Genomic DNA, 23,095 nt, shown 5'->3' with positions numbered 1-23,095 from the left:
CCCAAAATATAACTATTCACAATTATTAAAAATGTTCAATTAAGCGTTTAAAAAGTCCAGTCAACCCGCTTTCATTAGGTGTAACTAGCACATTTCGTTCCAATTTAGAGATAATATTATTTGCTATCTTAGTCATATCAGCAAAAGAAATTGATGAAGGATGTGTAACACAAAAAAGTTCTCTCCGTTTTATTGATGATGATATTTTGACATCACTATTTATTTTTCCTATTAATTGAAGATTTAAATTTTCTCCAATATTTGCTAAAGCAACCTTATTAATCTTATCAAAAACGGCCTCTGCTTCTTTAGCATTCTTTACCTGATTCATTATCAAACCAATATTATTTCTAAGTGTTGCAACAGTTTTTATAGTTGCGTAAGCATCTGTGATTGCAGCTGGATCTGGTACAGTCACTACGATAACATCATCAGCAGCATTTAAAAACATCTGAATATGATCACCTATCCCTGCACCAGTATCTATAATCATAACATCAAGTTTATCAAGAACCTGAGCTTCTTCCATAAACCTTTTAAAAAGTGCAGCATCTGCATACTTTATAATCTCTTCACCGCTATCCCCAGGGATAAGGATAAGGTTTCTTGTTATTGGAATCAAAATATCAGATACTGTCGCTTCGCCTTTAAGAACATGTAAAATATTTTTTTTAACCTTCACATTGAATATGACATCTAAGTTTGCTAAACCAATATCAGCATCAAAAATTCCAACATTTAAACCACTTTGAGCTAAGACATATGCTAGGTTGGAACTAATAGTACTTTTTCCCACACCACCTTTACCACTTGTTATAGCTATAAATCTAGTTTTTTTTGATTTTTTATGTACTCCATTCGCATTAGAGGCTACAAGTTTTTCAAGTTTTTCTGCTTGATGTCCCATCATGCTTTGCTCCTATTAAAACCATTTAAAAGACAATCTACTAAAAAATCACTATTAGCAACTACTAAGTCTTCTGGTACTTCTTGTCCAACTGAAAAATAACTTATTGGTTTTTTAGTTTCATAAACAAGAGAAAAAATATTTCCAAAACCTGTTGTTTCATCAAGTTTAGTAAAGATAATCGTATCAATATTTAAGCTTGAAAAATTTTCATAAGTAAGTTTCAAGTCTTCATATTTTATAGAACTAGGCATAACTAAAACTACATCAACTTGATACTCTGTATCGTTAGCATCTAAACATTCATATATTTTTTCGATTTTACCTTTATCATATGGACTTGAACCCATAGTGTCTATTAAGATATAGTCACAATATCTAAGTGAGTTTAACGCAGTAGAAAACTCTGGTGGATCAACAACTGTTTCTATTCCTAGCTTCATCATTCTTGCATACTGCATAAGCTGCTCAACTGCACCAATACGATAAGTATCTAAAACAACAAGTCCAACTTTGTATTTTTTTTCTAACAAGTAAGAATATCTCGCTGCTAACTTCGCAATAGAAGTTGTTTTACCAACTCCGGTTGGTCCAACAAGCATTATCACTTTCTTTGACCCTACTTCTGGAGTTTTTTCTCTTCTTATTGGTATCATTTTTCGAAGAAGTGTTTGAAAGTACCTTTTAACAGTGCTAGAGTTTTCTCTCATTTTTAATGGCATGTGTTCTAACGTTATTCTCATTATTTCATCTAGATGTTCTCTATCCATACCACTTTTTGATGCTAGTCTATATATTTCCGCGAACTCTGATGGTATTTGACTTTCTAAATCAGGTGATTTTTCATCCCAAAACATATTTTGAATAAGCTTTACTTTATCGCCAAGTTTATTTATCTCTGCTTTTATCTCTTTTAGCTCTTTAGGTTCACTTGAAGTAGAAGTTGGTCTCATAGAGTTATGTTCGTAAAGTGGGTCTGTTACGCTTGCTATTTTAGATATTTGAGTTGCTGCACTAGATATATCAAATAAAACATCTTCACTCTCTTGCTTTAATGGCTTCTGCTCTTGAAGTGGCTTTACTCTGTTTGTATATGTAGTGTTAATATTATTTCCATCTATACCAATTACTATCTCATAAAGAGCGGTTCTACCTAAAGCCTTTTTTCTAATTTCACGAGTTTCAATAAGTAGACCTTCATCACCTATCTCTGCTTTTGCTTTTTTTAAAGCTTCAGATGGAGAAGAGCCTGTAAATGTAAGTATTTTCATTTTAGACCTTCTAAAGGAATGACTACACTATCTCTTTTTGACCACTGAGTATGGGGAATAACTAGCCTGTGAGTTTTTATAACTCTATCATCAAAAAATATAATATCCAAATCTAAAGTCCTTGGAGCATTTGCAAAACTTCTTTTGCGAGCAAATTTTTTCTCTATAGTGTGTAAATATCTTAAAAATACCAATGGTTGCATACTAACTTGCAATACTATTATTGAATTAAAAAAATAATCTTGATTCACATAGCCAAATGGAGGATTTTTTAAAATCAATGATGTTTGCAAAAGTTCTACTCTTTTATCTTTTTTAAAATAAATAAAAAGATGTTCAAATCTTCGTTTTACATCTCCAACATTACCACCTATTCCAACAGTTACTCGGTATCTGTGAGAACTTTTTTTTTCACTTTTATATGGAAAGTGTAGGCAATTGAGGGTAATTAAACTCTTTGTTAACCTACGCTTGATTTCCATATATATTCTTACTCTACAGCTTGTGTTGTTTGAGTTTGCATCTCTTGTGCGGCTTTCATCTCATTCATAATTTGTAACATTCCCATCATTGCTAGGTGATAACCAAAAGGACCAAAACCGACAATAGAAGAAGTACATACTGGTGCTATCATGTTTTCTTTTCTAAAATCTTCACGACGATGAATATTACTAATATGCACTTCAATCGCTGGAATTCCAACAGCAGAAATAGCATCTCTTATTGCAATAGATGTATGCGTATATGCAGCAGCATTAATAATTATACCATCAACTTCACCATAACATTCTTGAATTTTATCTACTATTTCACCTTCTAAATTACTCTGAAAAAATTCTACTTCTAACTTATTTTGACCTGCAAAATCTTTCATTTGTGCATGAATTTGTTCCAATTTCATTGGACCATAAATTTGTTGTTCACGAACACCTAACATATTTAGGTTTGGACCTTGTATAACAGCTATTTTCATTGATTACCTTTTTTAATTCTTTTAAGGAGTTATTTTATCTAAAAATAGCATAATCTATTTTAAATTTCAAACAAAAGATAATAATATGCAAATTATAACCCCAAACTACATTCTAACACCCAAGACTTTACTTAGTAACAAATCTGTTGCTTTTGATAAAACTGTACAAAAAATTGCTTCTTTACAAGAGTTGAAAAATGATTACCCAGATGCAAAAATAACTACTCTAAAAAAGAACTCACTTTTAATGCCAGGACTAATTAACGCTCATGTGCATTTGGAGTTTAGTGCGAACAAAACCAACCTTAAATATGGTGATTTCATGACTTGGCTATATAGTGTAATTGAAAATAGGGAAGAGCTTGTCAATAATTGTGATACAAAGTGTATGAGTAAAGCAATCAACTCAATGCTAGAGTCTGGAATAACTACATTTGGGGCTGTTAGCTCGTATGGTATGGACTTACAAAGTTGTGCCGAAGCGAAACAAAATATTGTCTTTTTTAATGAACTCATTGGTTCCCAAGCAAATATGGCAGATGCCCTTTTCACAGATTTCCGTACTCGGCTTGATGCATCTAAAGCTATTAAAAAAAATAATTTTTATGCTGGAGTTGCCATTCATTCTCCATATTCAGTTCATCCTATCTTAATCAAAAAAGCTCTCAAAATTGCACAAAAAGAAAATCTAAAATTAACTGCTCATTTCATGGAAAGTCAAGCTGAAAGAGATTGGCTAGATGAGAATGGTGGAGACTTTAAAAGATTTTTTCAAGAACTACTAAATCAGCATAATTCAGTAAGTGATTCAAAAGAATTCTTAGAGTATTTTAACTCTAAAAATACTCTTTTAACTCATGTAGTAAAAGCAAATGAAGAAGAATTGGAAACTATTGCCTCAAGTGGACATACAATAATTCACTGTCCAATTTCCAATAGACTTTTAGGCAATGGCACATTAAATATAAAAGAATTAAATGATAAAAATATCAAATGGATTCTCGCGACAGATGGATTAAGCTCAAATTATAAACTTGACCTCTTTGAAGAAATGAAAATTTCTCTTTTTATGCACAGCGATGCTCCTCTTTTAGAGTTTGCTAAAGCACTCATAGACTCTGTAACAATTAATGCGGCTAATGCCCTTGAATTAAATACTGGAGAGATAGCAGAAGGTAAAAATGCAGACATGCTTATACTTGATTTAGATAACGAACCAACAGATGAGTTAGCCGTTCATTTAATACTTCATAGATATAATATCTCTAAAGTTTATATAAACGGAAAATTAGAAAAAGGAAACTAATGCAATTTATTAAAAAATTATTTTCACCTATCACAACTACTATGAGTTTTATTCAGAATCATTTTAAAGCGATGATATTTATACTTATACTATTCTTGATTTTTGCTCCATCTAGTGATAAAGATTTCACACCAAATAATCTGGTTCAAATAAATTTGATTGGCCCAATTATGGAAGTTTCAGAAATACTAGAGCAAATTGATAAAGCTACAACAAACCAAGATGTAAAAGGTGTTTTACTTGTAGTAGATTCCCCTGGTGGTGCAGTTGCTCCATCTATTGAAATTGCATACGCAATAAAAAGACTCAAAAGCAAAAAACCTGTTGTAGTTTATGCCGCTGGAACCATTGCGAGTGGAAGCTACTATGCTAGCATCTGGGCTGATGAAATAATAGTGAATCCTGGTGCTATGGTTGGTAGCATCGGTGTTATTATGCAAGGCGCAGATGTAAGTGAGCTTATGAGAAAAATAGGTATATCATCTCAAAGTGTTCAAGCTGGAAAATATAAACAAATAGGGACACCAAATAGAGAGTGGAAACCTTATGAAGTAAATGAGTTAAACAAAGTTATTCAAGGAACTTACGACATGTTTACAAAAGATGTAGCAGATGCTAGAGGTCTTGATATTAAGAAAAGAGAACAGTTTGCAAATGCACATATTTTCACTGCTTCACAAGCAAAAGGTGTAGGTTTAATTGATTCACTAGGTGTGAAGTATGATGCAAAAATAAAACTTGTTAACTTAAGTGGTGTAGTAAATCCAGTTTGGAATAAAGAAGATAAGTTTGATAAAATTATGAAAAAGTTATCTGCTCAGACAGCAGTTACACTTCACACTTACTTTCCAAACTTAGTCTTAAAATAGTAGAGAATTATAACTCTACTATTTTTATAACATTGTTACTATTTTGAAAAATTCTTTCAACTCTATCTTGCCATAACTCTCCAAACTCTTTCATTTCTGAAGGCTCAGCATTTCCTGACATCATTTTTTGCATCAAAGGTTGCATTGATGGGCTAGGCATAACTGAAGATGGGTCATAAGAAACATCTACACTTTTACCATTATCTACTCTTGTAAATCTAGCACTAGAGTTAATATTAGAATTGAAGTCCATTAAAGAGTGTCTTGCAAATTTTCCTGCTAGTCCTTTAAAACCACTTTTATCAGTTGAACCTGTGATTTGAGAAACAACATTACCAATAACCCCAGCAACACCGTCTTTTAAATTTTCTTTAAATTCTACTTTGATATTTCCGCGGATAACTGTTTCTTCTCCATAAAGAGCTTTTAATGCTTCAGCAGTAATAAGATATGCTCCTGCAACAGTTGGGCAACTATGTCCTGCTAATTTAACAGCATCTATATAATTAAATTCATATTCTCCACCTGAAAATGCACCTAAGACTGCTGATAATGGATCTTTTACTTTTATAGTTTGTACTTCATCATAAAACTTTGGATAACTCATATTTTTTCCTTTTTAATTACTTTTGCACTTAAGAATATTTCATCACTTTGAACTTCAAAATTATCTCCAAGTTCAAGCATAGCTATGTCAATTACTTGTGAATTTTTTGATATTTGTGCAAAACCTTTTTTATTTTTTAATTTTGGATGATTTGATTCTAGCATACTTTTAAAACTCTTTAATTGATTTTGAGCAATATTTACTCTCATGTCAATAGCATGAAAAAAAGAATCTTTTAATACTTTTATTTCTTGCATTTTATGCTCTAGTTTTTTCTCTATAGAATGTCCTGCATACAACTCAGTTAAATGTAGAATTTCTGATTTAGAATTAACTAGTTTTTGAGAAATAACTTGTGAAAATTGAGATGAGATGGAGTCTAAATTTAATAGTAGTTCATTTGTGTCAGGCAAACACATTTGCATTGCTGCACTTGGAGTTGGCGCTCTTAAATCTGCAACTTCATCACTTATAAGGTAATCAATTTCATGACCAACTGCTGATACGATAGGAGTAGTTGCTTTAAAAATAGCATCTGCAACTTCTTCTTCATTAAACGCCCATAAATCTTCTAAACTGCCTCCACCTCGACCTACAACCATGAAATCATAAGTTTTTAAATCTGCAATTTGTATAGCCTTTACTATCGCTTGTGGAGCAGCATCTCCTTGAACTAAAACATCATAAATATCTATCTGCAAAGCTCTATATCTACCCTTTGCTACTTTAAGCATATCTTGAAGTGCTGCTCCAGATGCTGAAGTTATGAGAGCTATTTTTGAAGGAAACTTAGGAATTTGCTTTTTTATACTTGATTCAAAATAGCCTTTTTCAAAAAGTTTTTCTTTTAACTGTTCATATGCTAAAGCTAATGTACCCTTACCAGAAGGTTGTATATCAAAACAGTTTATCTGATATGTTCCTCTAGGTTTATAAAGTGTAATTGCTCCATCAAGAATTACTTTCATGCCTTCTTCTAAGTTGAACTTTAGCTTAGAAGCATTACCTCTAAACATCACTCCACTCAAAGATGATGAAGCATCTTTTACTGTAAAATATATATGTCCACTGCTGTGAAATGTTATACGAGATAGTTCACCTTCAACTAAAACACGAGTGAAACTACTCTCTAAAAGTGCTTTTATTTGCTCATTTAAAGATGATACACTAAGAGTATATGTTCCCTGAGCACTTAAACTTGGATACATTGTCCTATTTTTTTCTTGCTATAAGAAGAGTTGAAATATCCATAGAAAAACTTTTTGTATAAAGCATCTCAAAACCTGCATTTTCTAGTTCATTTTGCATATTTTTCACTGTAGAAAAATCTTCTATTGAGTTTGGTAGATACTCGTAAGCTTCTAAATTTTTACTTATTGCTCCCCCAACTTTTGGTAAAATTTTATTCATATAAAAATTTCGTATTTTCCCAAGTGTTGAAGGATTTTCATTTTTCATAAATTCTAAAATAACTACAAGTCCATCTTTTTTCAAAACTCTATTAAATTCAACTAAAGCTTCCTCTCTCTCAACAACATTTCTGATTCCATAAGTAATGCTTAAAATATCTGCACTTGCATCTTCGAGTGGAATTTGTGTAGCTTGTGATATATGATAATTAAATTTTGGATATTTTTCTTTTGCTACATCAACCATACCAATAGAAGGGTCGACTCCAAAAATCTCACCAATTGCGATGCCATTTACCTCTGCTCTACTTCTCCAAAAATCCATCATATCACCTGTTCCACAAGCGATATCTACAATTTTATCTAGTGAATCTTTTGCATAAAATTCGTATGCTAAATCACAAGCTTTTCTTCTCCAAGATTTATCAACACCCATGCTCATTACACGATTTGCTGTATCGTAAGTTGGAGCGATATCATCAAACATTGATACTATTTTTTTTTGTTTATCTTCTTTTTGCATAATTTATAGTTCCCTTTTCATCCACATTATTATATCTCTCTCAACTTGTCGTATATTTAAAATTATAAATTTCTCTTCAATACTATCAAATCCATTACTATTTTTCATCGTAGGAGCAATATAACATAAATAATAATCAACAACCTCACGACTTAATTTCAGCATTTTAGAGCTACCTTCAATCATAATATTTTTGTACTCATTTAATATTGAAAAATTATCGGCTATTATTACTTTTCTACCATCAATATTAAATAAAGGTATCGTTTCATCAAAATCTTTTTCTCGTGAAATTATCAAAATATCTGGTGCCTTTCCATTTACAAGTCTGGCATCTAAACTTGGTCTATCGAGTCTAACAGTATTTCCGCCAATAACAAGTAAATCACATACATCTCTTATAGCATGAACATTATTCCTAGATGCATTAGAGCTAATTATGCCATCATTTGTTGAGCCATCTAGTCTTTGTGCCCATTTAAAAAAAACAAATTTTTCTTTATTCCATCTGTTAAAAGGATGTGCTAATTCTTCACACTCTCGTTCAAGCAAAGATTCAATAACTTCAACTCCATTTTTTCTTAAAATATCATTACCGCAAGATGCTTCTATATTTAAATCATTAAAACCTACAAATACTTTTTTTATTCTAAGATCAGAGATAAGAGATGCACAAGAAGGTGTTTCTCCTATGTGAGAGCATGGTTCTAATGTTGTGTATAATGATATATCTTTAAAGCAATTGTTATGATTATTTAAAATATAAGTATGAATATTATTTGATGAAGCGATAGATAAAATTTTACTATCATTTGTTAGTTTGACATAAGCATCCCTAAGTGCCATGACTTCGGCATGAGGAGAACCTGCTTTTTGGTGTGCATTCACTGCTAATAATTCGTTGTTCTTTCCTACAATCACACAACCTACCGCAGGATTAGGGTAAGTTAGACCTTGATATTTCCAAGCCTCTTTAAGAGCAAGGCTCATAAAAAACTTAGAATTTACTACCATTCAAAATAAGTTTTTGCTTTAGAAATATCATTAAATTCTATTGTTTTAATTTCACTATCAGCATCTATAAAAAGTTTTGAGCCTTCAACCTTTGTTAAGACACCTCTTACTTTTTCTTTAGATGTACAAAGTAATGAAACTTTTTCTCCGATAGATTTTTTAAAATTATCAATTGAAGATAGCTTTCTTTCTATTCCCGCAGTTCCAACTTCAAGTCTATAGTCACCTGAAACAGGTGGAGTAACATCAAGTAAAGGAGATATCATATGTGTCAACTCAACACAAGTATCTAAACTAACTCCTGCTCTTTTTCCATCTTCAATTTCTTGAGAAATTACACTTATACGATAGATAGTTTCATCATTTTCACTAACTATTACAGTATCATATAGTTCTAAATCTACTGAAACAACTAATGAGTTAATATCACTCGTTAAACTCATTATGTATCCTTTGCAATTTTTTTAAATAATTCTTCTATATTTTGTGATTTAGCGAACTGTTTATCAAACTCAAATGTTAGTTTCGGACATCTAAACCAACCTTGATCTTTAAGACAAAAATTCTCAACTATTGGAGAAGCTTTTCTAAGTTGTCTAAGGTAAGTGTTTTTATCTGATTCACTAAATGATACTGGATTTATATAAACTTTAGCATCACTTCTACCACGCGAACATTTCACTTCTACTATATCTAAATCATGAAGTCTATTATCATTTAGTTGAGCTAATGCTTCTGGAATCAATTCCAATAGAATTGATTGGGTTCTTTTTACTTTTATTTCAGCTTCGTTATTCAATGAATCTCTCCCTTATAACGACACTATTTGTTCAACTTTCTTGAATGTTTCAAGGATATCACCAGGAATAACATCATCATATCCACTTATAACAACACCACACTCATATCCATTACCGATTTCTTCAACATCATCTTTAAAGCGTTTAAGAGAAGTAAGCTCACCTTCATAATGAACCACACCCTCACGAATAACACGAACCATACCACCACGGATAAGTCTTCCATCAACTACAACAGATCCTGCAACTATACCTTTAGGTATTTTAAACACTTCTCTAACTTCAGCTTGACCTGTATTTTCTTCAGTATATTTTGGTGCCATCATACCAGTTAACATACCAGTAATATCATCTATTAGTTGATAAATTATCGAGTATGTCTTAATTTCAACACCTTTTTGCTTAGCAGATGCTTTTACTGAACCAGTAGGACGCACATTAAAACCAAGAAGTACACAATTCTCAGAGTTATTAACAAGTTCAACATCACTTTCTGTAATTCCACCAACACCGCAAGAGATAATATTAACTTTAACTTCATCGTTTCTAAGTGCAGTAATTGATGATTTAATAGCTTCAAGAGTACCATGAACATCTGTTTTAAGAACAACTTTGAGAGATTTAAGTTTGCCTTCTGCAATCATTGCTGTCATATCTTCTAGTGAAGACTTAGTACTGATTGAAAGTTCTTTATGTCTGTCATACTCATGGCGTTTAAGCGCATACTCTTTTGCTTCTTTATCACTACTCATAACTGTCATAACTTCACCAGAAGCTGGAACTTCATTAAGACCAGCTACTACTGCAGTATGAGATGGTAAAAGAATTTTAATTTGCTTATTTTGCTCATCCATCATTGCTTTAACACGACCATAAGCAGCCCCACAAACAACATAATCTCCAACTTTAAGAGTACCGTTTTGAACTATTACAGTAGCAACTGGACCACGACCTTTTTCTAAAGAAGACTCAATTACAGCAGCTTTTGCAAGCGTATTTTTATTTGCTTTTAGCTCTAATATATCAGCCATAGTAAGAATATTTTCAAGTAAGTCATCAATTCCAAGACCTGATTTTGCAGAAACTGGAACAAACTCAACATCTCCACCCCAATCAACAGGATTAATACCATGTTCAGCCATCTGACCTTTAACCATATCTGGCTGTGCTGTCTCTTTATCCATTTTATTAAGTGCAACAATTATTGGAGCACCTGATTCTTGAGCCATTTTAATAACCTCAAGAGTTTGCGGCTTAACACCATCATCAGCAGCAACAACAATAACAATAATATCTGTTATATCTGTACCTTTTTGACGCATATGGCTAAAGGCAGCATGACCTGGAGTATCTATAAAAGTAATCGCTTTTCCAGCTTGCTCAATCGTATATGCACCGATATGCTGCGTAATTCCACCAGCTTCGCTATCAGTTACTTTTGCTTCACGAATTGCATCAAGTAGTGATGTTTTACCGTGGTCAACATGTCCCATAATTGTAATAACCGGAGCACGCTCAGTTGCATCTGGATCTGCTTCTATATCTTCAATGTCTTGAGTAAATTCATCTTTAGGGTCGATAATAGTTACTTCAACTTCAAACTCTTCAGAAAGAATCTCAATCTCATCATTTCCAAGAAAATCATTCTTAGTCATCATCATTCCAAGATCAAAAAGAACTTTAATAATATCTGATATTGGACGATTCAAAGCTTCTGCAAATTCATAAACACGAATATCTTCAGGAATTTCTACATGAGTAACAATCTCTTCTTCGTGAGTAGTTTTTGCATACTTTTTACGCTTATCTTTACGAACTTTTCTACCACGCGGAGCTTGTTTTTTATTTGCATTTCTACCAGCTGGTTTAGGAGTTCTTGGTCTTCTGGGCTCTTCAACAGGCAATGGCGCACGCTCAGTTGAGTTAAGGTCAAGAAGAGTGACTTGACCATCCATATCCATAGATACATCACTCATAGAACCGCCAAAGATATCCATTCTTCTGCCTTGCTCTTGCTTTTTAGCACTTGCACTTGAATTTTGTCTTGTTTTCTTCTTTTGAGCTAACTCTTTTAAAACTTCTTCACTCATTTTTCCATAAGATGAAACTGTTGCTTCTTTTTGTGGTAAGTTATAGTTTTCTTCTACTTTAGGTTTTCTTTTCTTTACTATTTTTAGTCCTGATCTCTTAATCTTTCCAGCGAGTGGAGAAACTATTTTGATAGGGCTTTTCTTCTGAGGAACTTCTTTTTTATCTGTTTTAGTTTCTTCTGTTTTAGTTTCTTTTTCTTCAACATGTTTTTCGTCTACTACTTCTTTTTTTCCAGATTCTTGAGAAATTTTTTCTACCTCAACAACTTTTTCTTCAGAAGTTATTTCTTTAACAGGTTTTTCATCAACCTTAACTTCTTCTTGTTCTTGCCTAGGTTCTTCTATTTTAGGAGTATCACTTTTAACATTTGCAGCAGGTTTTGTAGGCTCGAAAGGCACTTCACCATTCATAATAAAGTTCGCCAATCCTTCAGCTTGTTCCATAGTAACTGTACTTTGTGCAGATTTCACTTCAAGACCCATATCAGTGGCTTTTTTTAGAACATCTTTAGAAGCTATACCTAGCTCTTTTGCAATTTCGTGTACTTTAACTTTTTCTATCATCAGTGATGATCTCCTTTAGTTTGTTCGTGAATTTATTTCTATCTCCACTTTTGCATTGTCGCATAAGTGCTTTTAAAACTTTTTTTTCTATTAAAATGCAGTTTTTGCAAATATAAAAACTTCTTCCATTCCCTGAAAAAGATTCTAATAAGCCATTAATACATTGTAATCTTAATAACTTACTTTGCTCATCTCGTTCTCTACAAGAAATACACATTCGAAGAGGTTGTTTAAAAATTTTCGCCATTATATCTAAAACTTACTTGATTTAATAGAGGTTACCGCTCTATAATCAGTCCATTATTATCAAAGTCTAAAATTTTAACTTCAAAATCTGGAAATTTTTGCTTTAACTTGTTTGCAATTATAGCTGAATCTTCATCATATGCCATTGAAAAAAAAGTTGACCCACTTCCTGAAAGGGTACTCATTAACGCTCCACTTTCATATGCGATTTTTTGAACTGAAAATAATTCTGGTAAAACTTTCATTCTTGCTTTTTGATGAAATCTATCTTGAGCAGATAGTCTTAACATCTCCCAATCTTCGTTAAAAAAAGTTCCAACAGTTAAAGCTGTATGAGAAAGGTTATAAATAGCATTTTCTTTAGAATAAGACTTCGGCAAAAGTGTTCTTGCTTTTGATGTATTTATAGGCTTATTTGGAATTGTTACAATTGCTTTTAAATATGATGGAAGATGTTTTCTTTGTGAAAATACTTTATTTTTTTCAACTGTTGCAGCATTAAAACCACCCATAACTGCTGGAGTAATGTTATCTGGATGGGATTCATAAACTAAAGCATGATTAAGTATTCTTCTCTTGCTAACTCTTATTCCTGCTGCTTCATGAGCACTTGCTATAGCACTTACAATTACAGCAGATGAACTTCCAAGTCCTCTTGAAATTGGGATCTGGTTGTAAAAAGTAAATTTAAAATTTTGTTTTTTTTGTGTTAGTCTTGCATAGTGATCATTAAAGATACCAACAAAAAGATTATTACCTTTAAGCCTAGGATTATTCTCACCCTCTCCTTTAATATTTACACTAAAAAATTTCGATGTATGAAATTCTACTCTATTTCTCATATCTACAGCTAAACCTAAGGAGTCGAAACCTGGTCCTAGATTTGCACTTGTTGCTGGTACACTTATTGTCAAATTCTTTCCTATCAAACAGCTCCTATACCATAATAGGGGGCAACTGTTGTGCTAAACTCATTATAATCAAGTACATCAGGAAGCTTAAATTCCATTCTTGGCACTATTTCTAACTTCTGAGTTTTTATTTCTGAAGAAACTTTAACAAAAAATAGCTTTCCAATCGCTTTTATTGGCTGATTATTGTTAAAATTAAAAGCATCTGTTGCATAAAGTGGTATATTTTTTAAAATACTAAGAGATTTTAAAAATATATATGAAACTTTTATAGCCATAAAACTTCCTGGACCATTCGCATAAAACAGTGTTTTTACTTTATAAGTTTTAAATATTTTTTTATATAATATTGGTAGAATTTCTGAACTTTTTTCATTACTTTGTATAAGCTCTAAAAGTTTAGTATTTTCATATATCCCGATTTGTATAGGAGAGGAGATAGCAACCAAAACAATTTCTACCTCTTTAAGCATAAGCTTTTTCTAACTCCTGTGTTTTTTCACCCACAAGTTCAACAACTTCATAGTTTTCAGGACTTTTTAATAGTTCAAGAGTTAATTTATGGTTTAAGTCATGACTACCTGCCATTGCTTCATAATTTCCTACAAAGTTCATACCTATTAAAGACATATCACCAATAGCATCTAAAATTTTATGTCTTACAAATTCATCAGAAAATCTCAATCCTTCAGGATTTAGAATTTTTTTATCATCAAGAACTATTGCATTTTCTAAAGAGCCACCAAGTGCTAAACCTTTTGAGCGTAAGTATTGAACTTCATGCAAAAATCCAAAAGTTCTAGCTCTTGCTATCTCACTTTTATAGTTCTCTTTTGTAAGTTGTAAAGCATATTCTTGCTCCTTAATTACTGGATGAGAAAATTTAATAGTAAAATTATAGTTCAAATCAGGAGAAGGAGAAAGTTTTACATACTTTTCTCCTTCTTGAATTATAACCTCTTTTTTAATTCGCATAATTTTTTTAGCTTTATCCAATTCTTTAATTCCAGCTTCATCCAAAAGCATACAATAGCTTATACTACTTCCATCCATTACAGGAACTTCATCAGCATCAACAATCACCTTCAAATTATCTATACCATACGCATAAACAGCAGAAAGTAAATGTTCAATAGTAGATATTACTGTACCATTTTTACCAATAACTGTTGCCATCTTTGTATCTACTACATTTTGAGGTATTAGAGGTATCGCAACATCCAAATCACTTCTATAAAACACTATACCACTATTTGAATCTAATGGCTCTAATCTTAAGCGTACTGGGATACCCTTATGCAATCCTATACCTACTAATTCTACAGCTTTTTGTATAGTTGTTTGATACATATTATTGTTCTCCTGAATCTATAATATTTTTTGCACTTTCTATAATATCATTTATATTTAATTGCATCCATGTTTCATCCATCCACTCTGCTGGACGAACTTCAATACCTTGTATTAAAACACCAAAATGTAAATGATCCCCCATAGCGTAACCACTTTTACCTGTATTTGCTATATGTTCTTTATCAATTACTTCATCGCCTAGTGTAATCTGAACATTTGAACAGTGCCCATATAAAGTATAAAGTCCTAACCCATGTTCTATTATAGGCATATTTCCATAGATGCCATTATAATCAGAATACACGACTTTTCCACCATTTTGAGGTTTTATTTTTGCCTGAACATTACTTGCCATATCCAAACCTAAATGATATGATTCACTAACATAAGAACCATTATAAGAATACTTTCTGTGATCTCCAAATGAAGCAACAACTGCTGCATTTTTTAGTGGATACATCTTATTTATTTTAAAATCACTTATCATTTCATCAGAAACTTTAGAAGTTACTTCATGAATTAATTTTTCATTTTTAGCTCTAATTTCTTCATTTATAATTTTAAATTGTTCTAAAAGATTTTCTACTCCCTGAGTTTCAGAAAACTCTTCTCCTAGTTCAGCAATTTTACCTTTCAAAAAACTATCACTAAGTTTAATTTTGGATACTTTATACTTTTTTTGTTTTAAAAAAAGTGGTATGTACCTTTTCACATTATTATTCGCATAATCTGTTGCTATAATAGTTGCTTTAAATTTTTTACTAGTAACTGGCCACGCTAAGAGGGAGATATAATAGTCATCTTTGTAAAACGGTTGTGCCTTAAATTTTTTGCCAAAATTTGTTTTAATGTAAAATTCTTTTAAATTATCATCATTAACTTTAAATATTACAAGTGCTGCTCCACCTTTTTTAATCTTATAAGAATGAGAAATAATTTCTAATTTTGGTCTTCTTTTATCAATAATTAGATCAAATACCTTTACTGCAGTATTCCCTTTTAAAAAGTTCCATTTACTTGCATCTGTTACTTTTATGATAATTTTTATATTTTTATCTTTTATTGCATACGCACTTCTAGGTGGTTTTATTTTTAGAACTAAAGATTCTTTTGGCTTTATAAACTCTTCATTATAAAGTATGTTCTCACCACTTTTACTTTTTAATATTACACTGTATGATTTTATGCCACTTATATCATTCACATCAAGATCAAGAGGTTTTTTTAGATTCCAGTATCCATTAGAGTTTAAACTAACTTTTGGAATTTCTCTTTCAAACATTACTGATGAGTATATATATACGACACCTACAATCATCAATACTAATATTGATATACTAAATAGTGAAGATTGACTTTTTTTTCTTCTCAATTACGTTTCCTTGCAAATTAATTTTATTACTTCATTTTTATTTTCTACATCTAAAAGAGCTGCTATTTCAACTGTTGGTAACTTTAAAGATTCTTTTAAAACTTCATTACAATCTTTAAGTTTTGCTCCAGTTGCTTTTAAAGTATCACTACCAATAAAAAATATTGCTGCTTTAGCTTCATTTTCTAAAAGCATCTCATTTAACATTTTTGATTTTAATCTAAGAAAAGATAATGTAGTTGTGTTTAACATAAATTTATTACATTTTTCATACTCAGCACCACACTCTATCAATTCTTTAGCCATAGCAAAAATTATACCATTGACTATGTTATTTGAAAAACCTTCGCTCTCTTTTAATAACCCTGCATAGAGGGCTGTTGCCATTTTAGAATTTATTTTCATACTACTTTTTTGAAAAAAATTATATAAAGACACACAGCTATTATCTAGTTCTATAATATAATCAGCAGATGTCGGAATAGTCTGTCTAATCTTATCAAACCAAGGTAAAAAAGCGTACTTTTTGTTAAATTCTCTATTGCAATCTTTTTCTTTGCACACTAAAGATACTTTCTTATGTAATCGAATTATATGAGTATATAAAGCACTAGCTCCTGCAATATTTTCTATATTTGAAGATATAACTATATGATTTGATTCTATAATTCTTTTTAAAATACTATTCATTATTTTGTGATTGTACACTATTTCTTGTTCATTTTATAAACATAAGCCAATACTTCAGCAACTGCTGCGAATAGTTCTTCAGGAATAGGTTTATCAATATCTACATCTGCATATAAACTTCTAGCTAATGGAGGATTTTGAACTATATGGACACCATTTTCTCTTGCAATTTTTTTTATCTGTTGTGCTATATTATCCATACCTTTTGCTACAACAGTTGGAGCCCGTTTACTCTCCTCGTATTTTAAAGCCACTGCATAGTGAGTTGGATTTGTTATTATGACATCAGCATTTGGAACATCTGCCATCATTCTTTGTCTTGAAATTTCCATCTGTTTTTGTCGAATTTTACCTTTTATTAATGGATCTCCATCCATATTTTTCATTTCATCTTTTACTTCTTGTTTGCTCATTTTCAACCCATCAAAGTATTGTTTTCTAGTTATAATGATATCAATAATTGCAAAAACAAGAATAATAAAAAGCATCACAAAAGCTAAAATAATTGCCTTATCCTTTAACCATTCTAGCTGGTCGCCTAAACTAAATAAAGCGACAGTAGGAAGTTCCATAATAAATAAAAAGAAAAAGATAAAACCTATACCTAAAGTAGTAAAAGACTTAAAAGTTACCTTTATTCCTTCTATTAATTTTTTTACTGATAATAAGTTTTTCATACCTTTAATCGGATCTAATTTACTAAATTTTGGTTGTATCGCATCTGGAGAAAAAAGAAAACCAAACTGTGCAAGTGCAGCTATTATACCAGCAACAGCAACAGCAAGTGCTAATGGCATAATAATAAAAAGTAATTCAGTAACAGTTATAATAGCGATATCAATCATAAAAACTTTATCTAGTGGTGTTCCTATTAGTGAAAAGTAATATTTAAACAATAAAAAAGTACGATTAGCCATATATGGGAAAAGCATTAAAATTGCTAAAATTGCTACAAAAAGAGTGATAAAACCAGAGGCATCTTGTGATTTTGGAACATTACCTTCTTTTCTGGCATCTTCTATCTTTTTGGAAGTGGGTTCTTCCGTTTTTTCTTGGTCATCAGCCATTTAAATATCCTAAAGTAACACACAAAAATCTATTTTAGATTTTTCTTTAGTGCCATAGCGGTTAGCGTAGAAAAAAGGACTTGTTCTTTTTTTGTTAAAATTGTAAAAATCATCCGTTTTTTCTTGATCATCAGCCATTTAAATATCCTAGCTAAAAGTCTAGTCTATCTTCATTGATAAGTCTATCCAATTTGCTTGATGGATTAGTGAGCCACTACTTATAGCATCTACGCCTGTTTTCGCGTAAGCTTCTATCGTATCAAGTGAAATATTACCACTTGCTTCTAAAAGGATATGTGAATAATTTTTATTACGAAACTCAACAACTTTTTTTATCAACTCTGGTGTCATATTATCACACATAACTATATCTGCACCACTATTCATGGCATCCTTTGCTATTTCAAAATTCTCTGCTTCTACTTCTATTTTTGCAGTAAAAGGAATTTGTTTTCTTGCTTTTTCTATATAAGCTGTTAAATCTTTTATAGTTTTTAAATGGGTATCTTTAATCATCAATGAGTCATCTAAACCCATACGATGGTTTGTCGCACCACCAACTTTTGTGGCATATTTTTCAAAAACTCTAAGTTGTGGTCTTGTTTTTCTAGTATCTAAGAGTTTAACATTATATGGTTTTACAACATTAACATATCTTCTAGTAAGTGTCGCGATAGAACTTGCATGTAAAAGCATATTTAAGAGTGTTCTTTCTATCCGTAAAATCGTATGTGAATCTCCACAAAGGATTGCAATTTTATCGCCATTTTTAAAAGTATCAGAATCTTTTTTTAACCAATTAATTTCAAAAGACTCTATCTTTGCTAAAGCATCTATATATTTTACCCCAGCAATAACACCTGAACTTTTTGCAATAATTTTTGCACTAGCATCTATACTTGGTTCAACTAAAGCATATAAATCTCCACGACCGACATCTTCTTCCAAACTAGCTTTAACAAATGCATCTATCATAATGCCAACATTCTCTCTAAAGCTATTTTTGCCCATTTTTGAGTTTTTGCATCTACAAGTATTTCATTTAAAGGCTCACCGTCATCGATAGACTTTAGAGTTAAATAAACATCTTCTAAAGTTGTTTCATTCATAGTTGGACATTCTGGCTTTGTAGAAGAAAGTACATAAGTATTTTTATCTCTTAAACGATTTACCATATTAAACTCTGTTCCAACAGCAACTTTCTGTTCTTCTGGAAGTTCTGTTATATATTTTATGAGCTGAGAAGTTGAACCAACAAAATCAGAAGCATCACAGATGCTAGGATCACATTCAGGGTGAACTGCTATCAAAATTCCTGGATATTTTTTACGATAAAAAGTTATGTCTTCTAAAGTAAAGAGCTGATGAACAGAGCAAAAACCGTTATAACAAACGATATCTACTTCACTTGGATTTGTTCCATCTCCAATCACACAGGATTTTAGTCCCATCTGATTTGCAATATTTTGTCCTAAGCATCTATCTGGAACAAAAAGAATTTTTTTGCCCTCTTTTAGTGCCGTTGTAATGATGATTTTTGCATTTGAACTTGTACAAACCATACCGCCCATCTCGCCAACTTGTGCTTTAACTTCAGCATTCGAGTTTATATATGTAATAGGTAAAATATTTTCTTTGCTTATTCCATTATCTTGCATAAACTTAACAGACTCATCATAATAGATGCTATCTATCATTTTAGCCATTGCACAACAAGCCGCTTTTGGCATGACAACTCTTTTATGTGGAGATAAAACTTTTACGCTTTGTCCCATAAAACCAACACCACTAAAAACAACAAATTCTGCGTCATCATCTCTAGTTCTTATGGCTAATTCTAACGAATCGCCAGTTATGTCCGCAACATCAAAAACTTCATCTCTTTGGTAAAAATGAGCCACTAAAGTTACGCTCAGTTTTTCTTTTAATATATTAATTTTTTCTTTTAATTCTTCATTTGTAAACTGCAACAAATAACCTTTAATTTATAGTTTCCTTATTATATCAAATTTTATTTATTTATAACTATTTTATAGTAAAATGTCATAATTAATTTTTAGGATATTTATGGATTTTTTATTTAATACAAATGTACAGTTTTTTATACTCGCTTATTTAGTTGGTGGTATCCCTTTTGGTTTATTGTTAGCAAAAAGATTTGCTGGAGTTGATATAAAGGCAAGTGGAAGTGGAAGCATCGGTGCTACAAATGTTCTTCGAGTCATAAAAGACAAAGACCCTGTTTTAGCAAAAAAACTCGGTGCAATTACCTTAGCTTTGGATGCTTTTAAAGGTATCTTTGTTTTACTTATTGCTACTTTTATTTTTAATCTTAGTGACTCAACACTTTGGGGCATTGCAACTTTAGCAGTAATAGGTCACTGCTTTAGTCCATATCTTGGATTTGAAGGTGGTAAAGGCATTGCAACAGGAATGGGAGTTATGGCTTTTATGTTACCTATTGAAACTGCTATTGCTCTTGTTGTTTGGGTGGTTTTAGCTAAAACTATCAAGATATCTTCTATCTCTTCACTAAGTGGTGTTTTAGTTTTAGCAATTTCGAGCTTTTTTATTCATCCACAAATGGCTCATGCTCCAGTTATATTTATCTGCTTTATACTTTTTTATAAACATATTCCAAATATTATTCGTTTATTTAATGGTGAAGAAAAAAAAGTATGACTATATCTATAGAAGACTTAAAATTTAAATGCATTTTAGGAATTTTAGATTTTGAAAGAATAACTCCACAAGATATTATTATCAATCTAAAAATTAAGTATAAATCTAAAAAAAACTTCATTAATTATGCCAAAATTGTTGAAATAACTAAAGATTTTATGATAAAAAGTGAATTTTTACTAATAGAAGATGCTATAAAAGAGTTAAATTTAAAGTTAATTAAAGAATTTAAACCTATAAAAAAGCTAAAAATAAAGATAGCAAAACCATCGATTTTGCCCCAGTGTATAGTAAGTGTTAGAAATACCTACAAATATAAATCTTAAAGTTAAGTTAAAAAAATATTAAAAAAAATTGAATATTTCTTTAAAGTAACCTAAAATTATGTTATGATTCCAAAAATATTCACATATAGGACAAAATTAATGCGTATTCTTATAATAGAAGATGAAGTAACATTAAACAAAATGCTTGCTGAGGGACTAAAAGAATTTGGTTACCAAAGCGATGTAGTTGAAACTCTTAAAGATGGAGAGTACTACTTAGATATTCGTAACTATGATTTAGTTCTAATGGATTGGATGCTTCCAGATGGAAACTCTGTTGACATTATTGGTGATATAAAAACTAATACACCGAAAACTGTTGTAGTTGTACTCTCTGCTAGAGATGACAATGAAAGCGAAATAGAAGCTCTTAGAAGTGGTGCTGATGACTATATCAGAAAACCTTTTGACTTTGATGTTCTTATCGCTCGTATTGAAGCTCGTCTTCGTTTTGGCGGAAGTAACATAATTGAAATTGAAGATTTAGTTATCAATCCTGAAGAAGAAAAGATAACTTATAAAGAGCAAGACATAGAACTAAAAGGTAAGCCTTTTGAAGTTCTTACTCACTTAGCTCGTCACCGTGACCAAATTGTTTCTAAAGAACAACTTTTAGATGCTATTTGGGAAGAACCTGAGCTAGTTACACCAAATGTAATTGAGGTTGCTATTAATCAAATCAGACAAAAAATGGATAAACCATTAGGAATCACAACTATTGAAACTGTTCGTCGTCGTGGTTACCGTTTCTGCTTTCCAAAAGAGATTAGTTAACAAATATTAGCCCTCTCGGGCTAATTGACTAGGTGTAAAATGCTCACAAAACAAAGTATTAGAAGAAATTTTCTTTTTCAACTCATTATTGCTTCTGCTTCACTTATATTTATATTTTCATCCTTTTTGTACTACTACATAGAAAACTCTATTTATGATGAAAAACATCAAGAACTTTTACAATTTGCTAAAAACATAACAAATAACCAGTCACTACTTCATGTAGACTCTGAATCTTCAGATGCTTTACTTGGTATCGAAATAGAAATTATCCAAATAAAAAGGTTAAACATCGATATAGACTTATATGAAAGTAAAAAAAATGGGCGTACTTTTTTAACCCTCGTATATCCATTTAATTTTGAAGAATTAAGTTATCTAAAAATTACAAAAGAAATAACACATACAAAAAAACTTTTAGATAAAATATTACGCTACATTTTCATCATAAATATAGTTGGTTTTATACTTGTTATATTATACGCAATAACTCTATCAAAAATGTTAATTGTACCTATACAAACTATAAGTGCAAGACTTTCAAATATGAATGAGCATCTAATGAAACCTATAAAAGTTGAAGAGTTACCAGAAGAATTTGAACCACTTGGAAGTACAATCAATCATCTTATTGCAAGAATTCAAAATTTTGTAAAGTATCAAAAAGAACTTTTCATTGGTACTGCTCATGAATTAAAAACTCCACTTGCTGTTATAAAACTAAAAAGTCAAGTAACGCTACTTAAAAAAAGAGAACCTAATGAATACATAGAGGCTCTAAAAACTACTATAAAGACTATTGATGAAATGAATATAATTGTTTCAAATATTTTAAATATTGGTCGCCAAGAAGGTGCTCAACTTGAAATACCCGTAGAAGTCGACCTTATAAATATACTTAGAAACAAGGCAAATGACTTTAAACTTTTAGCAGAACATGAAGGAAAAGTTCTTCAAATAGATTTCCAACCATCAACTTTTATGACAACGATACAAGTTTCACTCTTAAATCAAATAGTTCAAAACTTTTTACAAAATGCTCTAAAATTTACTCCTAAAAATAAGTCAATAAAACTAACTAGTTTTAAATATGGTACTGGACTTCTTATAGAGGTTATTGATGAAGGATGCGGAATAGATGATAGTGTTGACCTTTTTGCACCATTTAAAAGACAGGGGAATAAATCTGGTGTTGGTTTAGGACTTTTTTTAGCTAAAAGTGCCGCGGATGCTTTAGGTGCAACTATTAAAATCCAAAATAGAATAGACGGAGTGAATGGAACAATTGCCTCACTTGAGATAAAAGCAAAGCCATCTTGTAAAATTTCTAAATAATAAAAT

At 31.2% G+C, this 23,095-nt stretch carries 27 protein-coding genes; 6 read left to right on the top strand and 21 right to left on the bottom strand.

Features of this window, described 5'->3' with window-relative positions; genetic code table 11:
- Nucleotides 1-25: 25 nt before the first annotated feature.
- The 4 genes from MOV42_RS05045 to aroQ are packed head-to-tail and all read right to left on the bottom strand — an operon-like array spanning nt 26 to nt 3,151.
- Complete coding sequence (locus MOV42_RS05045; RefSeq protein WP_324172697.1) at nt 26-910, bottom strand: P-loop NTPase; 885 nt, start codon at nt 908-910, stop codon at nt 26-28.
- Nucleotides 907-2,178 carry a flagellar biosynthesis protein FlhF gene (gene flhF, locus MOV42_RS05040; protein ID WP_324172696.1) on the bottom strand — a complete coding sequence of 424 codons (1,272 nt, stop codon included), beginning with the start codon at nt 2,176-2,178 and terminating at the stop codon, nt 907-909. Before flhF ends, MOV42_RS05045 begins: the two co-directional genes overlap by 4 nt.
- The gene (gene folK, locus MOV42_RS05035) at nt 2,175-2,660 is read right to left on the bottom strand and encodes a 2-amino-4-hydroxy-6-hydroxymethyldihydropteridine diphosphokinase (protein ID WP_324172695.1); all 486 of its coding nucleotides are present in this window, start codon (nt 2,658-2,660) and stop codon (nt 2,175-2,177) included. The genes flhF and folK overlap by 4 nt, the downstream gene beginning before the upstream one ends.
- Before the next feature lie 8 nt (nt 2,661-2,668).
- On the bottom strand, nt 2,669-3,151 hold the full coding sequence (gene aroQ, locus MOV42_RS05030) for a type II 3-dehydroquinate dehydratase (protein WP_324172694.1): 483 nt from the start codon (nt 3,149-3,151) through the stop codon (nt 2,669-2,671).
- An 85-nt stretch (nt 3,152-3,236) separates the two neighbouring features.
- Between aroQ and MOV42_RS05025 the strand changes: the two genes are divergently transcribed.
- Nucleotides 3,237-4,457 (top strand): aminofutalosine deaminase family hydrolase, encoded by a 1,221-nt coding sequence (locus MOV42_RS05025; protein ID WP_324172693.1) that lies wholly within the window; start codon nt 3,237-3,239, stop codon nt 4,455-4,457.
- Nucleotides 4,457-5,326: a signal peptide peptidase SppA gene (gene sppA / locus MOV42_RS05020; RefSeq protein ID WP_324172692.1), complete on the top strand. Its 870-nt coding sequence runs from the start codon at nt 4,457-4,459 to the stop codon at nt 5,324-5,326. The genes MOV42_RS05025 and sppA overlap by 1 nt, the downstream gene beginning before the upstream one ends.
- A 7-nt stretch (nt 5,327-5,333) precedes the next feature.
- Here the strand turns inward: sppA and MOV42_RS05015 are convergent, their stop codons facing one another.
- From MOV42_RS05015 to nadA, 17 genes are all read right to left on the bottom strand, one after another.
- A complete protein-coding gene (locus MOV42_RS05015) occupies nt 5,334-5,933 on the bottom strand; it encodes an FmdE family protein (RefSeq protein ID WP_324172691.1) in 600 nt (199 codons plus the stop codon).
- Nucleotides 5,930-7,141, bottom strand: coding sequence for an exodeoxyribonuclease VII large subunit (gene xseA / locus MOV42_RS05010; protein WP_324172690.1), 1,212 nt, complete (start codon nt 7,139-7,141; stop codon nt 5,930-5,932). Before xseA ends, MOV42_RS05015 begins: the two co-directional genes overlap by 4 nt.
- A 4-nt stretch (nt 7,142-7,145) precedes the next feature.
- Nucleotides 7,146-7,865, bottom strand: a complete 720-nt coding sequence (ubiE, locus tag MOV42_RS05005) for a bifunctional demethylmenaquinone methyltransferase/2-methoxy-6-polyprenyl-1,4-benzoquinol methylase UbiE (protein WP_324172689.1) — start codon at nt 7,863-7,865, stop codon at nt 7,146-7,148.
- 3 nt (nt 7,866-7,868) lie between these two features.
- Entirely contained in the window at nt 7,869-8,879 is a 1,011-nt protein-coding gene (ribD, locus tag MOV42_RS05000) for a bifunctional diaminohydroxyphosphoribosylaminopyrimidine deaminase/5-amino-6-(5-phosphoribosylamino)uracil reductase RibD (protein ID WP_324172688.1), read from the bottom strand.
- Complete coding sequence (locus MOV42_RS04995; protein WP_324172687.1) at nt 8,873-9,322, bottom strand: ribosome maturation factor; 450 nt, start codon at nt 9,320-9,322, stop codon at nt 8,873-8,875. The genes ribD and MOV42_RS04995 overlap by 7 nt, the downstream gene beginning before the upstream one ends.
- Complete coding sequence (gene rbfA, locus MOV42_RS04990; protein WP_324172686.1) at nt 9,322-9,678, bottom strand: 30S ribosome-binding factor RbfA; 357 nt, start codon at nt 9,676-9,678, stop codon at nt 9,322-9,324. Before rbfA ends, MOV42_RS04995 begins: the two co-directional genes overlap by 1 nt.
- 12 nt (nt 9,679-9,690) lie before the next feature.
- Nucleotides 9,691-12,333 carry a translation initiation factor IF-2 gene (infB, locus tag MOV42_RS04985; RefSeq protein WP_324172685.1) on the bottom strand — a complete coding sequence of 881 codons (2,643 nt, stop codon included), beginning with the start codon at nt 12,331-12,333 and terminating at the stop codon, nt 9,691-9,693.
- Nucleotides 12,317-12,550 (bottom strand): DUF448 domain-containing protein, encoded by a 234-nt coding sequence (locus tag MOV42_RS04980; RefSeq protein WP_324173003.1) that lies wholly within the window; start codon nt 12,548-12,550, stop codon nt 12,317-12,319. The genes infB and MOV42_RS04980 overlap by 17 nt, the downstream gene beginning before the upstream one ends.
- Nucleotides 12,551-12,611: 61 nt before the next feature.
- Nucleotides 12,612-13,493 carry a homoserine kinase gene (gene thrB / locus MOV42_RS04975; protein ID WP_324172684.1) on the bottom strand — a complete coding sequence of 294 codons (882 nt, stop codon included), beginning with the start codon at nt 13,491-13,493 and terminating at the stop codon, nt 12,612-12,614.
- An 11-nt stretch (nt 13,494-13,504) separates the two neighbouring features.
- Nucleotides 13,505-13,963 carry a hypothetical protein gene (locus tag MOV42_RS04970; protein ID WP_324172683.1) on the bottom strand — a complete coding sequence of 153 codons (459 nt, stop codon included), beginning with the start codon at nt 13,961-13,963 and terminating at the stop codon, nt 13,505-13,507.
- On the bottom strand, nt 13,956-14,840 hold the full coding sequence (gene lpxC / locus MOV42_RS04965) for a UDP-3-O-acyl-N-acetylglucosamine deacetylase (protein WP_324172682.1): 885 nt from the start codon (nt 14,838-14,840) through the stop codon (nt 13,956-13,958). Before lpxC ends, MOV42_RS04970 begins: the two co-directional genes overlap by 8 nt.
- 1 nt (nt 14,841) lies before the next feature.
- A complete protein-coding gene (locus tag MOV42_RS04960) occupies nt 14,842-16,215 on the bottom strand; it encodes a M23 family metallopeptidase (protein WP_324172681.1) in 1,374 nt (457 codons plus the stop codon).
- Nucleotides 16,216-16,905, bottom strand: coding sequence for a phosphoesterase (locus MOV42_RS04955; RefSeq protein ID WP_324172680.1), 690 nt, complete (start codon nt 16,903-16,905; stop codon nt 16,216-16,218).
- Between the two features lie 17 nt (nt 16,906-16,922).
- Entirely contained in the window at nt 16,923-17,972 is a 1,050-nt protein-coding gene (gene flhB, locus MOV42_RS04950) for a flagellar biosynthesis protein FlhB (RefSeq protein ID WP_324172679.1), read from the bottom strand.
- Nucleotides 17,973-17,981: 9 nt separating this feature from the next.
- Nucleotides 17,982-18,110: a hypothetical protein gene (locus tag MOV42_RS04945; RefSeq protein ID WP_324172678.1), complete on the bottom strand. Its 129-nt coding sequence runs from the start codon at nt 18,108-18,110 to the stop codon at nt 17,982-17,984.
- Nucleotides 18,111-18,131: 21 nt separating this feature from the next.
- Nucleotides 18,132-18,947, bottom strand: a complete 816-nt coding sequence (nadC, locus tag MOV42_RS04940; RefSeq protein ID WP_324173002.1) for a carboxylating nicotinate-nucleotide diphosphorylase — start codon at nt 18,945-18,947, stop codon at nt 18,132-18,134.
- Entirely contained in the window at nt 18,944-19,942 is a 999-nt protein-coding gene (nadA, locus tag MOV42_RS04935) for a quinolinate synthase NadA (RefSeq protein ID WP_324172677.1), read from the bottom strand. Before nadA ends, nadC begins: the two co-directional genes overlap by 4 nt.
- A 97-nt stretch (nt 19,943-20,039) precedes the next feature.
- Between nadA and plsY the strand changes: the two genes are divergently transcribed.
- The 4 genes from plsY (at nt 20,040) to MOV42_RS04915 (ending at nt 23,089) form a co-directional block, all read left to right on the top strand.
- The gene (plsY, locus tag MOV42_RS04930) at nt 20,040-20,654 is read left to right on the top strand and encodes a glycerol-3-phosphate 1-O-acyltransferase PlsY (RefSeq protein WP_324172676.1); all 615 of its coding nucleotides are present in this window, start codon (nt 20,040-20,042) and stop codon (nt 20,652-20,654) included.
- Nucleotides 20,651-20,980 (top strand): dihydroneopterin aldolase, encoded by a 330-nt coding sequence (locus tag MOV42_RS04925; RefSeq protein ID WP_324172675.1) that lies wholly within the window; start codon nt 20,651-20,653, stop codon nt 20,978-20,980. The genes plsY and MOV42_RS04925 overlap by 4 nt, the downstream gene beginning before the upstream one ends.
- Before the next feature lie 99 nt (nt 20,981-21,079).
- The gene (gene hsrA / locus MOV42_RS04920; RefSeq protein ID WP_324172674.1) at nt 21,080-21,754 is read left to right on the top strand and encodes a homeostatic response regulator transcription factor HsrA; all 675 of its coding nucleotides are present in this window, start codon (nt 21,080-21,082) and stop codon (nt 21,752-21,754) included.
- A 39-nt stretch (nt 21,755-21,793) separates the two neighbouring features.
- A complete protein-coding gene (locus MOV42_RS04915; protein WP_324172673.1) occupies nt 21,794-23,089 on the top strand; it encodes a HAMP domain-containing sensor histidine kinase in 1,296 nt (431 codons plus the stop codon).
- Nucleotides 23,090-23,095 lie beyond the last annotated feature (6 nt).

This window comes from Sulfurimonas sp. (assembly GCF_029027405.1).
Classification (GTDB): Bacteria; Campylobacterota; Campylobacteria; order Campylobacterales; family Sulfurimonadaceae; genus Sulfurimonas.
This window is presented reverse-complemented; position numbering and strand designations above follow the sequence as displayed.

Bases quoted from the DNA above. Each gene is read 5' to 3' on its own strand.
- MOV42_RS05045 (WP_324172697.1), bottom strand. From the start codon at position 910: ATGATGGGACATCAAGCAGAAAAACTTGAAAAACTTGTAGCCTCTAAT.
- flhF (WP_324172696.1), bottom strand. From the start codon at position 2,178: ATGAAAATACTTACATTTACAGGCTCTTCTCCATCTGAAGCTTTAAAA.
- folK (WP_324172695.1), bottom strand. From the start codon at position 2,660: ATGGAAATCAAGCGTAGGTTAACAAAGAGTTTAATTACCCTCAATTGC.
- aroQ (WP_324172694.1), bottom strand. From the start codon at position 3,151: ATGAAAATAGCTGTTATACAAGGTCCAAACCTAAATATGTTAGGTGTT.
- MOV42_RS05025 (WP_324172693.1), top strand. From the start codon at position 3,237: ATGCAAATTATAACCCCAAACTACATTCTAACACCCAAGACTTTACTT.
- sppA (WP_324172692.1), top strand. From the start codon at position 4,457: ATGCAATTTATTAAAAAATTATTTTCACCTATCACAACTACTATGAGT.
- MOV42_RS05015 (WP_324172691.1), bottom strand. From the start codon at position 5,933: ATGAGTTATCCAAAGTTTTATGATGAAGTACAAACTATAAAAGTAAAA.
- xseA (WP_324172690.1), bottom strand. From the start codon at position 7,141: ATGTATCCAAGTTTAAGTGCTCAGGGAACATATACTCTTAGTGTATCA.
- ubiE (WP_324172689.1), bottom strand. From the start codon at position 7,865: ATGCAAAAAGAAGATAAACAAAAAAAAATAGTATCAATGTTTGATGAT.
- ribD (WP_324172688.1), bottom strand. From the start codon at position 8,879: ATGGTAGTAAATTCTAAGTTTTTTATGAGCCTTGCTCTTAAAGAGGCT.
- MOV42_RS04995 (WP_324172687.1), bottom strand. From the start codon at position 9,322: ATGAGTTTAACGAGTGATATTAACTCATTAGTTGTTTCAGTAGATTTA.
- infB (WP_324172685.1), bottom strand. From the start codon at position 12,333: ATGATAGAAAAAGTTAAAGTACACGAAATTGCAAAAGAGCTAGGTATA.
- MOV42_RS04980 (WP_324173003.1), bottom strand. From the start codon at position 12,550: ATGTGTATTTCTTGTAGAGAACGAGATGAGCAAAGTAAGTTATTAAGA.
- MOV42_RS04970 (WP_324172683.1), bottom strand. From the start codon at position 13,963: ATGCTTAAAGAGGTAGAAATTGTTTTGGTTGCTATCTCCTCTCCTATA.
- lpxC (WP_324172682.1), bottom strand. From the start codon at position 14,840: ATGTATCAAACAACTATACAAAAAGCTGTAGAATTAGTAGGTATAGGA.
- MOV42_RS04955 (WP_324172680.1), bottom strand. From the start codon at position 16,905: ATGAATAGTATTTTAAAAAGAATTATAGAATCAAATCATATAGTTATA.
- flhB (WP_324172679.1), bottom strand. From the start codon at position 17,972: ATGGCTGATGACCAAGAAAAAACGGAAGAACCCACTTCCAAAAAGATA.
- MOV42_RS04945 (WP_324172678.1), bottom strand. From the start codon at position 18,110: ATGGCTGATGATCAAGAAAAAACGGATGATTTTTACAATTTTAACAAA.
- nadC (WP_324173002.1), bottom strand. From the start codon at position 18,947: ATGATAGATGCATTTGTTAAAGCTAGTTTGGAAGAAGATGTCGGTCGT.
- plsY (WP_324172676.1), top strand. From the start codon at position 20,040: ATGGATTTTTTATTTAATACAAATGTACAGTTTTTTATACTCGCTTAT.
- MOV42_RS04925 (WP_324172675.1), top strand. From the start codon at position 20,651: ATGACTATATCTATAGAAGACTTAAAATTTAAATGCATTTTAGGAATT.
- hsrA (WP_324172674.1), top strand. From the start codon at position 21,080: ATGCGTATTCTTATAATAGAAGATGAAGTAACATTAAACAAAATGCTT.
- MOV42_RS04915 (WP_324172673.1), top strand. From the start codon at position 21,794: ATGCTCACAAAACAAAGTATTAGAAGAAATTTTCTTTTTCAACTCATT.